Below are 15,126 nucleotides of genomic sequence, written 5' to 3' on the forward strand. Positions count from 1 at the left end.
ATGTCTGCTATTGTGCGACCATATTAGACGCCTACATTTCTATCTATGGAACGGACGACCATAGAATAGGAGCTCCTGGATGACTGCGAATTCACAGCCGCAATCGGCGAAGATTTATCAATTTCCTCGGAAGACTTCGGCGAGTCTCGCCGGGGCTGGCCGCGAGATCAAGTCCGCGCTCGACCATCGCCAGCGCGTGGTTCCGACTGTCGAGTTCGGCAGCGGCTGGTATCACGAGGCGGCCATGCAGGCCGAACGAACCCGCAAGATTTGACGATCAAGGCGGGTTTAATCGTCGCTGGCGCATAATTCCTACCGCAGCGTCGCAGCGATATTGCCGCCATCGACGGTCGTGACGCCGGCGGTCGAGCGTTCCGCCAGCGCCTGATGGACGAAGGCTTGCGCGACATCGTCGGCGGTCACTTCGAGCCCGAGCAGATTGCCGCCCATATAATCCCTGACGGAAACGCCGCGCGCGGTCGAGCGGCGCGCGATCATCTCTTCGGTCAGGAGCCCCGATCGGATGCGGTCGGCGTTGACCGCGTTGACGCGAATGCCGTCGGCGCCATGTTCGAGCGCATATTGGCGCGACAGGAACAGCGTCGCCGCTTTCGGCAGGCCATAAGCGCCGAAATTGGCGCCGGGATTGACCGCCTGCTTGCTCGCGTTGAACAGCAGCGCGCCGCCGGTCCCCTGTTGCTTCATGATGCGCACCGCGTTCTGCGCGACGCTCTGATGCGCAAAGAAGTTCAGCTCGAAGCTCTTGCGCAGCAGCGCGTCGTCGAGCGTTGCGATCGCGCCCTCCCAGGCCGCGCCGGCGTTTGAGACGACAATGTCGACGCCGCCATAAGTCGCGACCGCCTTGTCGAAGGCGGCGCGCACGGAGGCGGGGTCCGTGACGTCGCAGCCGATTCCGATCGAAAGATTGCCGATGTCCCTGGCGACCGCCGCCGCCTTCGCCGCGTCGATGTCGAGAACCGCGACATGGGCGCCCTCGCGCGCAAACGCCTTGGCCGTCGCCGCGCCGATCGCCCCGGCGCCGCCGGTCACCAGCGCTACCTGGCCGGTGAACGGTTTCGACTTGGCGCCGGCGAGCTTGGCCTGTTCGAGCGACCAATATTCGAGATCGAACAGATCGGGCCGGCTGACCGGCTCGAAGCGGCCGATCGACTCGGCCTCGCCCGCGGTCTCCAGGCATAATTCGCCGACGTCGGCGGCGATCCTCGCCTCGCGCAAGGTGCGGCCATGGCCGAACAGGCCGAGCCCCTGCACGAGGGTCAGGCGCGGCATCGGATCGAGCATGATCAGTTTGGCTTCGCTGCGCGCGGCATTGGCCCGGAAATATTCGGCGTAATCGGCGGCGAAGGCGGCGACGCGCTCTTCGATGATCGCCCTGTACGCGCCAGGCTGCGCTGCGTCCGGCGCGGGCAGCACCATCGGGCCGGTCTTGATGCGGATCGACAGGTCGGGCGTGGAGACGCCGCGCCCTGCGAGCTCGGCGGCTTCTGCCGCATTGACGAAGGCGAGGATCGCCGGCGACGTGCGGAACTCGCTGACCATGCGATCGTAGCGGCCCTCACCCCTTTTGACGGCGACGGCGCCGCGCAGCATGGGCGCGATGTCGTTCGGCGTCGCGAGCTTTTCCGGCAACCTTGCCGGCGTGAAGGGAGGACGCGCGTTCTTGCGGACGTAGTCTTCGGCGATCGTGACGTAATGGATCATCCGGTCGTAGGCCTGGCGTGCATTGTCGCCGAAGGTGAAAATGCCATGCTTGTCGAGAATGAGTCCTTCGACCGAGGGGTCCCGGTCGAAAATCTCGGCGGCGGCTTTGGCGAGCGCGAAGCCCGGCATGACATAGGGTACGAAGCCCATCTTGCTGCCGAAGAGCGCCTGGCTCATCGCGCGGCTTTCGCGCTGATCGGCGATCGCCAGAATGGCGGTGGAATGGGTGTGGTCGACAAATTTATGCGGCAGGAAGGCGTGCAGCAGCGTCTCGACGGAGGGATTGGGCGCGTCGGGATCGAGGAGGTTCGCCCGCTGCAACGTCACCATGTCTTTGTCGGAAAGTTTGCCCAGCTTGCGCGATTTCAGCAGCGGCGCGAGCTTAACCGCCGGCAGGCCGGCAGGCTCGATGATCCCCATGTCCCAGCCGCTGCCCTTGACGCACAAAACCCGCCAGGTCTCGCCGACGAGGTCGCTGACATCCGTCTTGACGGACGTATTGCCGCCGCCATGCAGGACGAGGCGCGGTTCGCCGCCGAGCAGGCGCGTGGTGTAGACCCTGAGCGCGAGGTCGCGGCTGACGCCTTGGGCGCCATAGGCCGAAACCATGGCCTCAGCGTTTTGATCGTCCCAGAGGTTTTTCATCGCGCGCCCCGCTCCAAACCTTATTCATAGCGGGACAGGACGTAGATGTCAGCGGATGCGCTCGATGACAGGGCGGCGCAATCTGCCGGCGAGGCTTAAGGCGATCCTCACTTGGCGCCTCGCGCCGCCCCTCTGAAAATCTCCTTGAGGTCGGCGGCCGTCTCGTTCTTCGGCTCCATGTGCAGCCTTTGTTCGACATGCAGGAAGTGGTGGTGCGAGAGTTGAATGGCTCGTGTGGCGTCCCTAGCGCGCAGCGCTTCGACGATCGCGCCATGTTCGTCGACCGCGCAGATCGACTGGCTGGCCGGTTCATAGACCGACACCATCACGGAGGAGCGGCTGAGGAGATCGCGCAGGAAACGCGACAGTTCCGGATTGCCCAGCGCGTCGACGAGGTGAAGGTGAAAGGCGCCCGACAGGCGGACCGATTCGGCGCGGTCGCCGCGCTCGGCGGCGAGGCGCTCCTGCGCCAGATGTGCGTCGAGGATTCCAAGAATCCGCGCGTCGAGCATACTGACGAGCTGCACGATGACGCCCGCTTCGAGAACGCGGTGCGCCTCGTAGACGCGTTTGACCTCTTCGATCGTGGGCTGCGGCACGCGCACGCCGCGGTTGGGGATGATCTCAAGCCGTCGCTCGGCGGCGAGGCGATGCAGGACCTTGCGGATGCGCTCGCGCGAGGCGCCGAAAATCTCGGCGAGACGGTGCTCGGGCAGTTTGGCGCCCGCCTTCAATTCGCCGTGCAGAATCGCCCGGGCGATCGCGGCGTGGATTGACGCGTCAGTATGGGGCTGCGCCCGCGGCGCGCGCCTCCCGCCGCGCCCTGGCGGCTTCAGGGCTTCCTTGAGAGAATCGTCGCCTGCCTTCATTCGGTCCATGAACTTTACGGTGCTCCAAAAATGTGCACAAAATTGGCAAATAATGTGCACATTCGTATTTCTACGGATCGCCAGCCGCTATTCTATCATCGTGCAACTATTTGGATAATAACATCTAAATTAGATTGTGCACAATTGGCCCGGCGCTTGCAAGGCAGGATCGGGGCCTCAGCCTCGCAACAGCGGAGAGAGTGTGATGAGCCTGAACGATCTATCGCGCCGAAGCATCCTGAAAGCGGGAGGCGCTCTGGTTGGAACATTCGCCATGCCGGCCATTGTCAGGGCCGACCCGAAGGAAATCGTCGTCGGCGGCCCGGCCGGCGCCGCCAAATATTTCAACGGCGATCTTTTCCCCGTCCTTGAAAGCAAACTGGGCATCAAGATCCTTTATGAGGGCAGCAATTCGCTCACCAACCTGCAAAAGATGCAGGCGGACAAAGCGGCGCCGAAAATGTCCGTCGTCATCATGGACGATCCTGTCATGATTCCGGCCGCCGCCGAAGGCCTGATTACGCCGATGTCGACCAAAGCCATTCCCAATCTCGACAAGCTTGTCGCTGGAGCCATCCATCGCGACGGCCTCTGGGCGAACTACCAGAAGCCTTGGGCGGGCATCGCGTTTTCGACGGCCAAACTGGCAGCCGCGCCGACGAGCTGGACGGAAATGTACGATCCCAAATATGCGCAGAAGATCATTGTGCCCTCGCTTTCCAACACGGAAGGATTCTGGAACCTGCTGGTCGCCGCTCATCTCGATAGCGGCAAGCCCTATGCGGAAGCCCAATATGACGTCGACGCGGGCTTCCGGAAGCTGAAGAGCCTGAAAGCCAATCTGCTGAACGTCTATACCAACGCGCCGCAGGCGATCAATCTGCTGGAACAGGGCGAGGCGTGGATGATCGGCGGCCAGTTCTCGGCCTATACGCTGATCCGCAAGGCGGCGGGCTCGCCCGTCGATCTGGCGACGCCAAGCGACGGCGCTTTCGCCATGCCGTCGGGAATCGCCAAAGTGACGGGCGGCCCGGGCGGCGATCTTGCCGACGCTTTCATCGATGCGATGCTGGGCGTCGACGCGCAATCGATCCTCGCGGCCAAGGCCTTCGTCGCGCCGACCAATCCGGCCGCCCCCAAGCCTGCCGGCTTTCCCGACAGCGCGACGCTGTTTGCGCCGGATTGGGCCTTCGTCGCCAAGGAGCGCGCCGGCTGGGTCGAGCGCTGGACGAAGGAAATGTCCTGAGCGATGGCTCCCGGCGCGCCGCATCTCGTCGTTCGCCAGGTCTCCAAACGCTTTGGCGCAGCCCATGTGCTCGACCGCGTCGATCTGACGATCGCGCGCGGCGAGCTCGTCACCTTGCTGGGCCCGTCGGGTTGCGGCAAGACGACCTTGCTGCGCCTGATCGCCGGGCTCGAATCGCCCGATGCGGGCTCTGTCGAACTGGCGGGGCGCGACATCACGCGCGTTCCGCCGCATCGGCGCAATGTCGGCGTCGTGTTCCAGTCCTATGCTTTGTTCCCGCATTTGACCGTCTACGGCAATGTCGCGTTCGGGCTGAAGTCGCGCGGACGCTCGCGCGGCGAAATCGACGCGGCGGTCGGCCGCGCCCTGTCGCTCGTCCATCTCGAACATCTCGGCGCCCGCAGGATTGCCGCATTGTCGGGCGGCCAGCAACAGCGCGTCGCGCTCGCCCGGGCCATCGCGGTCGAACCCGATGTGCTGCTGTTCGACGAAGCTTTGTCGGCGCTCGATCGAAAATTGCGTGAGGAAATGCAGGTCGAATTGCGCCGTCTGCTGCGCGAGGTCGGCGCGACAGCGATCTTCGTGACGCATGACCAGGATGAGGCGCTGACCATGTCCGATCGCGTCGCGGTGATGTTCGCCGGGCGCATCGAGCAGGTCGACGAGCCGCGCATTGTCTATGCGCGGCCGGCGACCCTCTTTACGCTCGGCTTCGTGGGTCTGTCGACGCGCGTCAGCGGAATCGTCGCTGGATCGAACAATGGCCGCGTCGAGGTCGACACCGCGGTCGGGCGCCTCTCGGCCATCGGCAATTTCCTTATCGGCTCGCCCGTGGTCGTTGCAGTGCGGCCCGAACATGTGCGCGCGGCCCCGGAGACGGCGGGCAATTGCGTCGCCGGCCGTGTGCGCTCGATTGTGTTTCATGGATCGAATTCTCTTGTCGAAGTCGACGCCGGCGCCGCCACGACGCTGCTTGCGCAGATACCCAATGACGTCAGCGCGCCGCCCAGAGTCGGCGACGAGATCAGGCTGTGCTGGCCTGTCGCCGAGACCTTCGCCTTTCCCATGCCCGAGGCGGGCGCATGACCCATGCCGCCGCTCAGGCGCCCGCTGGCAAAATCGTCGATCGCGACCGGTCGGCGGCGCTCGCCTTTCTCGCGCCGTCGCTGCTGTTTCTGCTCGTCGCCTTCGTCACGCCGCTTATCTTGCTGCTCGGGGTCAGCCTGGCTGGACCCAGCGGCTTGTCGCTTGACGCCTACGGCAAGTTGCTTGGCACAGGTTATTACCTCACCGTCATATGGAACTCTCTTCGGCTTGCGTTGCTGACGACGATCTTCGCGCTGGCGATCGCCTATCCCGCCGCCTTTGCCTTGGCGCGCGCGCGTGGAATGGTGCGCACGGCGCTGCTTACTTGCCTGTTCCTGCCGCTGGCGGCGAGCGTGATCGTCAAGGCGTTCGCCTGGACCATTCTGTTGCGCAGCGACGGCATTGTGAACCGCATCCTGGTCGGCCTCGGCCTGATCGAGGCGCCGATCCGGATGATTTTCACCGAAACGGCGCTGATCGTCGGCTCGGTCAATATTTTCCTGCCCTTCATGATCCTGCCGATCTACGCCGTCGTCACGCAGCTCGATCGCCGCCTGTCCGAGGCCGCCGCGACTCTGGGGGCGCCGCCGATCGCGGCCTTCCTGAAAGTCACTTTGCCGCTCACGTTGCCGGGAATCATCGCTGGCGTCGCGCTGGTCTTCTCGTTGTCGGTTTCGGCCTATGTCGTGCCGACCCTGCTGATCGGCGAGCGCTATCCGACGCTCGCCTCGACAATCGCCAAAGCCTATCTGCTGGCGCGCGATCCCCAGTTCGGCGCGGCCGCCGGCGTCGCCTTGCTGGTCATCGCCTTGATCGTCGTGACCTTGAGCGCGCGGCTCGCGGGCCGGGAGAACAGCCGGTGAGCGCAAGAATCGCGATCACGCTTGCCTGGCTCTGCGCGATCGGCGCCGTCGTCTTTCTGTTGTCGCCATTGCTGGTGATCGCCGCCGCGAGCTTTTCGCCGACCCCGGTGTTCGATCTGCCGGTCGGCGGCGCTTCGCTGCGCTGGTATGCGCGGATCGGCGCGCTTGACGGATTCTGGCCGGCGTTGTCGTTGTCTTTGCAACTGGCGCTGCTTTCGACGGCGCTGTCGCTTGTGCTGGGCACGCTCGCTGCGATTGCGCTGGCGCGCGGAAAGCTTCCCGGCGCGCAGGCGATCGCCACCGCGCTGGTTTCGCCGCTGATGATGCCGGGCCTCGTGCTCGGCATTGCGCTGCTGCAATATTTCCGCGCGATCGGCTTCAACGCGACATGGAGCGCGCTGCTCGTCGCCCATGTCGTCGTCACATTGCCCTATGTCGCGCGCACGATGATCGCCGGCATGGTCCGTTTCGATTTCACGCTGATGGAGGCGGCCAGGACCCTTGGCTGCACCTACGCCCAGGCGATCCGGCGCGTGATGATCCCTGCTTTGGCGCCGTCCTTCCTCATTGCGGGCCTGTTCAGCTTTCTCGCTTCGTTCGACAATTACCCCGTCTCGATTTTCCTGACCGACGTGCGAACCAAGACGCTGCCGATCAAAATGCTGCAATATATCGATGAGGCGCCCGACCCGACGCTCGCCGCGCTGTCGACGCTGATCCTCATCGCGACGATTGTCCTGCTGTTGGCGAGCGACCGCCTCGTTGGTCTTCACCGCATGGCGGGAACGGGAGATTGACGCCGATGACGAGCCAAACGCGCATCCATTCCGGCCATCGCGATTTTGTCGGCTATGCCGGTTCGCCGCCCGACCCGCGATGGCCGGGCGGGGCGAAAGTCGCGTTGTCTTTCGTTCTCAATTTTGAGGAAGGCGCGGAATTCGCGGTGTCGGAGGGCGATGCGCTCAACGAGGGGATCTACGAGGTCGACCATCGGCTGGAGGGTCCAGATCCCTGCGTCGAGAGTCATTTTGAATATGGTTCGCGCGCGGGATGGTGGCGGATCATGGACCTGTTCGACGCTTATGGCGTCAAAGCGACGGTCAGCGCCTGCGGGCGCGCGGTCGAGCGCTCGCCCGCGCTGGCGCGCGACGCCGTCAGGCGCGGCCATGAAGTCGCGGCGCATGGTTGGCGCTGGGAAAGCCATGCCGGTATGGAGGAGGGCGCCGAGCGCAGGGCCATCGCGCGGACCGTCGAGACCATCGCCGATGTCACGGGCGCACGGCCGGTCGGTTGGCATACGCGCTCGGCGGCCTCGCAAAATACGCGTCGCCTGTTAGTCGAGGAGGGCGGGTTTCTCTACGATTGCGACGCCTACAACGATGATCTGCCCTATTTCGCCTCCGTTTCCGGCAAGCGGCATCTTGTGCTGCCCTATGCGTTCGACACCAACGACATGCATTTCCAGCACACCCAGCGTTTTCGCGGCGCAGACTTTGCCGATTACATCATCGGCGCATTCGACTGGCTGGCGCGCGAGGGCGCAAGCGCGCCAAAGATGATGTCGGTCGGGCTTCACCTGCGCATGATCGGGCGCCCGGGGCGCATCGGCGCGCTTGACGCGATTTTGCGCCATGTCACGCAAGGCGATGCCGCATGGATCGCGCCGCGCGCCGCGATCGCTCGCCACTGGCTTGCGACATTTCCCGAGGCCCCGCGGTGACTCGCCGGCGCATCCTGCTCGTCAATCCCAACACTTCTGCGCTGGTCACGCAGATACTCGCGAGCGAGGCGCGCCGCATCGTCGGCGAAGCGGCCGAGATCGACGCCGTGACGGCGCCGTTCGGCGCGGCCTCGCTGGAATGCCGCGCCGAACTTGTCGTCGCCGCCCATGCGGTGTTGGAGGCCATCGCCGCGCATACGAACTATGACGCGGCGGTGATCGGCGCTTTCGGCGATCCGGGTCTTGAGGCCGCGCAGGATATTGCCCGAGCGCCAGTGTTCGGGCTGGGTCGGTCGGGGCTGCGCGCGGCCGCCGCGGGCGGGCGCCGGTTCGCCATCGTGACGATTGGCGAGCGCATGCGCCCCGATATCGAACGCATGGTCGTCGCCGAAGGATTGTCGAACCAATTGACGGCGATCCGGTTCCTCAGCGCAGCCGTTCTCGATGTCGCGGCGGACCGCGCGTTATTTTCCGACGCGCTGGTCTCAGCCGCCCATGCTTGCGTGACGGAGGGCGGCGCCCAGAGCATCCTGTTCGGTGGCGCCCCCTTCGCGGGAATCGCCCACGATCTTGCCGACCGCATCGCCGCCCCCGTTTTCGACGGCCTCGCCAGCGCGATGCGTGACGCGATGGAAGCGCCGCCGCTTTCCGCGCCTGCCGGCGTAATGGCGAGCGCGACGCCGCGCAAAGCGAATGTGCGGGTCTCGCAGCAGCTTGCGGAACGCATTCATGATTTCTTGAGCCGGCGTGTCTGACGGCGCGTCAGGACGCCGCCGCCTGCCTCCGCGCGGACATGAACTGCTCGAGGTCGTCGCTCGCCATCGGTTTGGCGAAAACATAGCCTTGCAGGATGTCGCAACCGAGGTCGCGCAGCATGCGCGCATGCTCCATCGTCTCGACGCCCTCGGCGACGATTTCAATGTCGAGCGACTTGCCGATGTCGACGATCGATTGGACGAGCCGCCGCCGCGTCTCGGAATGCACGATGGGCATGACGAGTTGCCGGTCGATCTTCAGGCGGCGCGGCCTCAGCTTCGTCAGACTGACGATCGAGGCGTAGCCTGTGCCGAAATCGTCGATTTCGATATCGATCCCAAGCTCCTTGATCTGGTCGATGGTCCACGAGAAATAATCGTCGCTTTCGTCAAGATAGATCGATTCGACGAGTTCGAATGACAGCGTGCGTGGCTGAATATTCAGCGCGCGCAGGCTTTTCAGGAGCTGATCGTCGCGCAGCCGGCGCAGCGAAACGTTCACCGAGAATCGGGGAACGCAAAATCCAAGATCCTGCCAGCGACGGAACTGGACAAGCCCCTGTTCGAGCACCGTGCGGTCAATGGCCCCCACAACATTGAGGTCTTCCGCGATCGAAAGGAATTCGGCTGGCGCGACAATGCCGCGCGTGGGATGGCGCCATCGCACCAGCGCCTCTACGCCCACCAGTTCGAACGTGCGCGCATCGAACTGCGGTTGAAAATAGGGCATGAATTCGCCGCGCTCCAGCCCACCCATAATGCTGTCGGCGGTCTGCTTGCGGTGAATGATCTCGGCTTGCAGCGTTTCGGTGAAGAACTCCGCACGGTTGCGGCCCAGACTCTTGGCGCGATAGAGCGCAATGTCGGCGTTGACGAGCAGCCGCTGTCTGTCGACCGCGCTGCCGAAAGCGCCAGCGATGCCGATGCTCATGCCAAAGCGGCATTCATGGCCGTCGTGATGAGCGGGCTTGCTCACGTCTTCGATCAGTCTGCGCGCAAGGGCGGCGAAGCCGTCCATGTCCATATCGGCCTTGCAGACGATGACGAATTCGTCGCCGCCCGTTCGGGCGACGAAGTCGCTGTCGCGCAGGTTTCTCCGGATGATTTTGGCCGTGTGGGCCAGCATCGCATCGCCGGCGGGATGACCCAGCGTGTCATTGATCTGTTTGAAACGGTCGAGATCGATGTGCAGCAGCACGACGCCGTCGCCGGTCTGCCCGCAGCGCAAGGCGTGCTCCTCCAGCACGCGTTCGAGATACATGCGGTTAGGCAGTTTTGTGAGAAAATCATGAAGGGAATTGTGTTCGATGCGCGCGCGCGCCGATTCAAGTTCCGCGTTGCGCGCCTCCGTCAAGGCTTTGGAGCGCGTCAGATCCTCGGTCAGCGCAACGTCTGCGGTAACGTCCCAATTGACGCCCAGAATTTTCGAGGAGCCGTCGGAGGCGACATGGACTCTGCCGATTGTGCGAATGACCCTTGTTCGCCCGTCGCCCAGATTGATCTTGAATTGCGTTTCGTGGCAGCCGCTGGTCTGCATCGCGATTTCGAAATCGCTCTCCGCGTGCCCGGCGTCTTCTGGATCGAGCCTGTCCCGCCAATGCGCGTAGGTGCGCGGGCCTTTGTCGGTGGGATAACCGTAGAGTTCGTTCATACGGTCGTCCCAGAGCAGCTCCCTCGTTTTGATGTTCATCTCCCACACGCCGACCTTCGATGTTTCGAGCGCGAGTTCAAGTCTGTGGGACAGGCGTTCGAGTTCGCCTTCGCGATCGCGCAGCTTGGCTGAATGAGCGCGGCGTTCCTCGACCAGGCGTCCGATCAGCCAGGTGGGTATGACGATCAGCAATCCGCCCACCAATATGACGAGCCGCAGGATCCAGCCATTCGGCGGGAACGCCTCCCAGCCGCCCTTGGGCGTCGCGGCGATCTGCCAGCCGCCGGACGGCAACGCGACGTCGGCGACGACAGGGTTATGGGTTGTGACTCGCTGCTCGCCAAAAAATCGGACTCCCGCCGCGCCGCGCGCGTCCTTGCCCGTGATCGCGACATCGATAGGAAGATCGCCGCCGATGAGGCCGCTATCGCGATACAGCCTGTCGACATCGATCACCGCCGAAACCATTCCCCAGAACGTTTCGTCGCCATAGAGCCCCTTATTGAACACCGGGAAGCGGGCGATGAAACCCTGACCGCCCTGGATCAGATCGACGGGGCCCGCCAGAACCAGTTCGCGGCGATCGCGCGCCCGCACGACGGTCTCCCATTGCTGCGCATTTTGGCGATAATCGAGCCCCATCGCCTTCGCGTTCCCTTTCATCGGGTACAATAGGGACACGACGAGGCCAGGAGCGCCGGCGATATCGTGAATCTGCGAGCGCTCTTCAAGCAGGCTGGCGGCAAGCTCGGCAAAACGCGCCTGCGTTATGGAGGGCTCGGTCGAAATCGTGCTGACGAGCCCGCGGACGAGCTGAATATCGCCGTTGATATTGCCCTCGAGTTTCGTCTGGATCAGGCTCACCTGGGAGACGACCTCGGCACGCAATCGTTCGTCGAAAAGCTGCCTATTTTGCCGGTCCGCATATATGCCGAAAAGAATGGCGACGACAGCGGCGATCGCTGCGGGGATATGCGCCGGTCGAAACTGCCCTCGCGCTCGTCCGTAAAGGCTCACAGCCGGATTACCCACAGGACATCACCTTCGCATGGCGGCCTTAGCGCAACGCCGAAGGGATGATTGGCGGTCGCCAATTAACCCGCGGCTTATAATCTCGCGGTGCGCCTCACGAATTCACCGTCTGCTTAATGGATGATGAATCGACAGGCGATAATACGAGAGGCCGTGAGGCTGACTTGTATGTTGAGCGAGGACGAACTTTTCAAAGGTCGCCATCCGACCGGGAGATTATCGTCCTCTGCGTGCGCTGGTGTCTGCGCCACAAACTCAGCTTTCGTGATCTTGTGGAGATGACCACCGAACGTGGACTTTGCCCGGCGCTCACGACGATCATGCGTTGGATCCAACGCTATGTCCCGGAATTCGAAAAGCGCTGGAACTGGCCCGGCGAGTTTTCAAGAGTCAACTCAACCTGCCGCATAAAATCACGCTTCATGGCTATCGGGCTTGGCGTCGCGCGGCCAGAGAGACGCTCGGCGAACATCCAGATGAAAGTCGATGCGCGATCTGTTCGTCCAAATACATCGATAATCCGATTGAATAGGATCGCTAGCCCATCAAGCTGCAACGACAATCGCCGGCGTCGAATTCATGCATCGGACCAGGAAGGACCCGGTTCGGCTGGCCGACCTTCCGATGTTCGCATCAAAGCCTTTCGAGAAACCTGATCAGCGCGTCTGGCTGACCAGCAGAATTCGCGCTTGACAGAAAATCGAATATATTTGATATTTGATACTAGGGAGGAACAGGCTTGTGGAGCATCGGGATTCGAGGCGATCCGGCATGCGCATCGTTAGCGCCGCAGGAGCCGCTCAAATGGCTCCTCTCAGAGGCGCTCGATGAGCGGCCACTCAACTTCCGAGAGCCAATGCGCTTTCGAGCTTTTGCAATCGGAAGCCGAGATTCCACGCGACGTTCCTGCCCTGGCGCACTCGTTAGCGCTGAGCAAACGTGTCCGCCGGGCCATCCTCCAAATGCTCATTCAAGGCGACTTGCGTCGTGGCGCCACGCGACGCATCGATGTGCTCTCGAAGGTTCTTGGGGTTGCTCCCACTCCGATGCGCAAGGCGCTGGCGCCTCTGGCGGCCACCGGACCAGTCGCTCATGAGACGTGCAAAGGCTACTGGATCGCGCCGCCGCTTACGTTCGAGCAATTCAAGGAACCGATAGGCGCTCGCCGATTGGTCGAGACGGCAGCCATTGGATTTGCTTGCCGAAGAGGTAAAGAGGCCTTCCGTACGGGGCTCGTCGCAGCGTTAGTAACCCAGAAGGCCGCGGTCGATGCGCTCATTCATCGAGGTCGGCCGACCGGGCTGAGCGGCCCGCTCCTGCGTGGCCTGCGTTATCACACGGCCAAGGAAGAGTTTCGCACTTAACGAAGATCGCCAATGGGCGATGCATCGCTCTTGCAGTGCTGAGTCTACGAAACAACGGGTCCAGCATAGCGCATGGCCCCGCGATCAGGAGGGAGCCCATCATGCAAATTAACAGGCGTCAGTTCTCGGCAAGCCTCGCAGCAGTCGCAACCGTCGGTGCAATTCCGCGGCCGGCCCAAGCCGAAGAGGGAAAAAAGATCGCCCTCATGTTTGACGCTTTCGACTCGGATTTCTGGATCACCGGCAATTCGATTTTGAAAGCGAAGGCCAAAGACAACGGTTGGACGACCCTCGAAACCATCTCGAACCGCGATCAAAATAAACAAAACGACCAAGTAAAAGCGATGGTCCAACGCAAGGTCGATGGAATCGTCTTCATTCCGACCGATGACAACGCGGCGATCCCTGCGATCCGCACGGCCAATGCGGCGAACATCCCGATCGTTTTTTTCAATCGGCGGCCCACGCCGAACGACAACAAATACGTCGCCATCCAGGCCGACAACCGCAAAATCATGCAAATGACAGTGTCGTCGCTTGTCGACATCGCCAAGAAGCAAGGCGGAAAGTACAAGGCGTGTCTGCTCATGGGTGACCTGGGCGATAACAATGCAGTTGCACGACGCGACGGCGCGCTTGACGTCTTCGACGCGAATAAAGACCTCGTGGAGGTCGTCGCGCGCATCGCGACAGAATGGAACGTCGACAAGGCTTTCGCCGGGCTTACCAACGCGATCCAAGCGAACCCAGACATCAACATGATCGTTTCGCCGTCCGATTCCCAGGACGCGGTCATCGAGCAGGTGCTGAAGACGGCAGGCAAGTGGCATAAAACCGGCGAGGATGGGCACGTTCTGTTCGCGGGCTTTGACGGTGACCAGAACGGCTACCAGTTACTCAGCGCCAAATACATGGACGTCAACGGAGTGCAGAACCTTTTCTATGAGGTCGACCTTACCTACAACGCCTTCAAGGACATCTGGGCGGGCAAGCAGGTCGACAAGATGTTGGTCGACCCTGGCTTCGCTATCAGCCAGGCGACGCTCGAGACCAAGCGAGACGACATGTGGGGTTATCACGTGTGGAAGGAAAAGAATAAGTAGCCCACGCCTCACGTCGATCCTCGCCGAGACTGGCAATGACGGAAGTCGGCAATGTGTTAACGAACTCGTCGGGCGAGACGCTCTCTCGTCCGGCGCAGGCGCTTCGCTGGCTATTTTTCTCTGACTATCTTGTCCTCGCGCTCACATTTGTCTACGTCGGCGCGCTTTGGCCGTTCGTTCCGGAGATCGTCAGTCTATCGAACCTCGTCGACATCTTTCTGCAGGTGCTCCCGCTGTTCATCGCCGCGCTTGGCGTAATGATAGTTTTGATGGTCGCGCAAATCGATCTGTCCGCCACATCGATCATGGCGATGGGCTGTGTGGTCGGGGCCTCGATCATGACGAGCGAAGGCGGCTATCTCGCGGGAAGCCCGATCGCCGCCGCCGCCGCGATCGGCGCATTCATCGCGATTGGCCTGCTGATCGGGCTGTTGAACGGCGTCTGCACAGCGGTGTTCGAGATGCCGTCGTTCCTGGTTACCTTGACGACAATGATGTTTTTTAGCGGATCGGCCGTTTGGTACACCGATTCCGGATCAAGCATCGGCAGTTTGCCATCGGCCTTCCTCGCGCTTGGATACGGGGGGATTGGCGGGCTCCCTTATGCGGCGATCATCACTGTCGCGCTGGCTGTCGCGGTGCATGTCGGCTTGACGCGGACGGTGTTCGGCCGCTGGCTTCAGGCTGTCGGTCTCAATCCGAGCGCGGCCGCCATCTCCGGCGTTCCTGTGCGTCGGGTGGTGATCGGCGCCTTTATGTTCTCGGGCCTTTTGTCATCGTTGGCGGCTATCATCTACACGGCGCGGCTCGAGGCGGGCACCCCCATTTTAGGTCAGCGTATTCTCCTCGACATGATTGGCGCGGCGGTGATCGGCGGTGTTAGCCTGTTCGGAGGCAAGGGCAAGGTGATCGGCGTGCTGTTCGGCGTGCTTTTCCTCAGCGTCGTCGACAATGGGCTGCAACTGCTTGGGCTCTCGCTATCATCGGTCTACGCGATCAAGGGCGGCGTCATTCTGTTCGCAGCGGTGACAGACGCGGTCCGCCACAATCTGATGGCGAGGGGCTAAGAC

Annotated in this window: 13 protein-coding genes and 1 pseudogene; 11 read left to right on the forward strand and 3 right to left on the reverse strand. The window is 62.6% G+C overall.

Features of this window, described 5'->3' with window-relative positions; genetic code table 11:
- Positions 1–79: 79 nt before the first annotated feature.
- On the forward strand, positions 80–274 hold the full coding sequence (locus GSQ90_RS26720; RefSeq protein ID WP_158817989.1) for a DUF2735 domain-containing protein: 195 nt from the start codon (positions 80–82) through the stop codon (positions 272–274).
- Between the two features lie 38 nt (positions 275–312).
- Here GSQ90_RS26720 and GSQ90_RS26725 read toward each other — a convergent pair whose 3' ends face one another.
- Together GSQ90_RS26725 and GSQ90_RS26730 are read right to left on the reverse strand one after the other, a co-directional pair.
- Positions 313–2,367, reverse strand: coding sequence for a bifunctional aldolase/short-chain dehydrogenase (locus GSQ90_RS26725; RefSeq protein WP_158817990.1), 2,055 nt, complete (start codon positions 2,365–2,367; stop codon positions 313–315).
- A 107-nt stretch (positions 2,368–2,474) separates the two neighbouring features.
- A complete protein-coding gene (locus tag GSQ90_RS26730) occupies positions 2,475–3,245 on the reverse strand; it encodes a GntR family transcriptional regulator (protein WP_371418450.1) in 771 nt (256 codons plus the stop codon).
- 202 nt (positions 3,246–3,447) lie between these two features.
- Here GSQ90_RS26730 and GSQ90_RS26735 point away from each other — a divergent pair, with 202 nt between their 5' ends.
- Genes GSQ90_RS26735 through GSQ90_RS26760 form a run of 6 tightly spaced genes read left to right on the forward strand, consistent with a single transcriptional unit; the run spans position 3,448 to position 8,906 of the window.
- Complete coding sequence (locus GSQ90_RS26735; RefSeq protein ID WP_158818203.1) at positions 3,448–4,482, forward strand: ABC transporter substrate-binding protein; 1,035 nt, start codon at positions 3,448–3,450, stop codon at positions 4,480–4,482.
- A 3-nt stretch (positions 4,483–4,485) separates the two neighbouring features.
- Positions 4,486–5,568, forward strand: coding sequence for an ABC transporter ATP-binding protein (locus GSQ90_RS26740; RefSeq protein ID WP_158817991.1), 1,083 nt, complete (start codon positions 4,486–4,488; stop codon positions 5,566–5,568).
- Positions 5,565–6,431, forward strand: a complete 867-nt coding sequence (locus tag GSQ90_RS26745) for an ABC transporter permease (protein ID WP_158817992.1) — start codon at positions 5,565–5,567, stop codon at positions 6,429–6,431. Before GSQ90_RS26740 ends, GSQ90_RS26745 begins: the two co-directional genes overlap by 4 nt.
- On the forward strand, positions 6,428–7,228 hold the full coding sequence (locus GSQ90_RS26750; protein ID WP_158817993.1) for an ABC transporter permease: 801 nt from the start codon (positions 6,428–6,430) through the stop codon (positions 7,226–7,228). The genes GSQ90_RS26745 and GSQ90_RS26750 overlap by 4 nt, the downstream gene beginning before the upstream one ends.
- Positions 7,229–7,233: 5 nt before the next feature.
- On the forward strand, positions 7,234–8,151 hold the full coding sequence (locus GSQ90_RS26755; protein WP_158817994.1) for a polysaccharide deacetylase family protein: 918 nt from the start codon (positions 7,234–7,236) through the stop codon (positions 8,149–8,151).
- On the forward strand, positions 8,148–8,906 hold the full coding sequence (locus GSQ90_RS26760) for an aspartate/glutamate racemase family protein (RefSeq protein WP_158817995.1): 759 nt from the start codon (positions 8,148–8,150) through the stop codon (positions 8,904–8,906). Before GSQ90_RS26755 ends, GSQ90_RS26760 begins: the two co-directional genes overlap by 4 nt.
- A 7-nt stretch (positions 8,907–8,913) precedes the next feature.
- On the opposite strand, the gene GSQ90_RS26765 is transcribed toward GSQ90_RS26760, so the two are convergent.
- Positions 8,914–11,589 carry an EAL domain-containing protein gene (locus tag GSQ90_RS26765; RefSeq protein ID WP_246731796.1) on the reverse strand — a complete coding sequence of 892 codons (2,676 nt, stop codon included), beginning with the start codon at positions 11,587–11,589 and terminating at the stop codon, positions 8,914–8,916.
- A gap of 215 nt (positions 11,590–11,804) precedes the next feature.
- Between GSQ90_RS26765 and GSQ90_RS32580 the strand changes: the two are divergent.
- From GSQ90_RS32580 to GSQ90_RS26780, 4 genes and pseudogenes are all read left to right on the forward strand, one after another.
- Positions 11,805–11,946: pseudogene (locus tag GSQ90_RS32580) on the forward strand (IS6 family transposase); the annotation flags it as partial.
- 470 nt (positions 11,947–12,416) lie between these two features.
- A complete protein-coding gene (locus GSQ90_RS26770) occupies positions 12,417–12,953 on the forward strand; it encodes a GntR family transcriptional regulator (RefSeq protein WP_158817996.1) in 537 nt (178 codons plus the stop codon).
- Positions 12,954–13,054: 101 nt separating this feature from the next.
- Positions 13,055–14,056 (forward strand): sugar ABC transporter substrate-binding protein, encoded by a 1,002-nt coding sequence (locus tag GSQ90_RS26775; RefSeq protein ID WP_158817997.1) that lies wholly within the window; start codon positions 13,055–13,057, stop codon positions 14,054–14,056.
- Positions 14,057–14,091: 35 nt separating this feature from the next.
- The gene (locus tag GSQ90_RS26780; protein ID WP_158817998.1) at positions 14,092–15,123 is read left to right on the forward strand and encodes an ABC transporter permease; all 1,032 of its coding nucleotides are present in this window, start codon (positions 14,092–14,094) and stop codon (positions 15,121–15,123) included.
- Positions 15,124–15,126 lie beyond the last annotated feature (3 nt).

It is taken from the genome of Methylocapsa sp. S129, from assembly GCF_009765995.1.
Classification (GTDB): domain Bacteria; phylum Pseudomonadota; class Alphaproteobacteria; order Rhizobiales; family Beijerinckiaceae; genus Roseiarcus.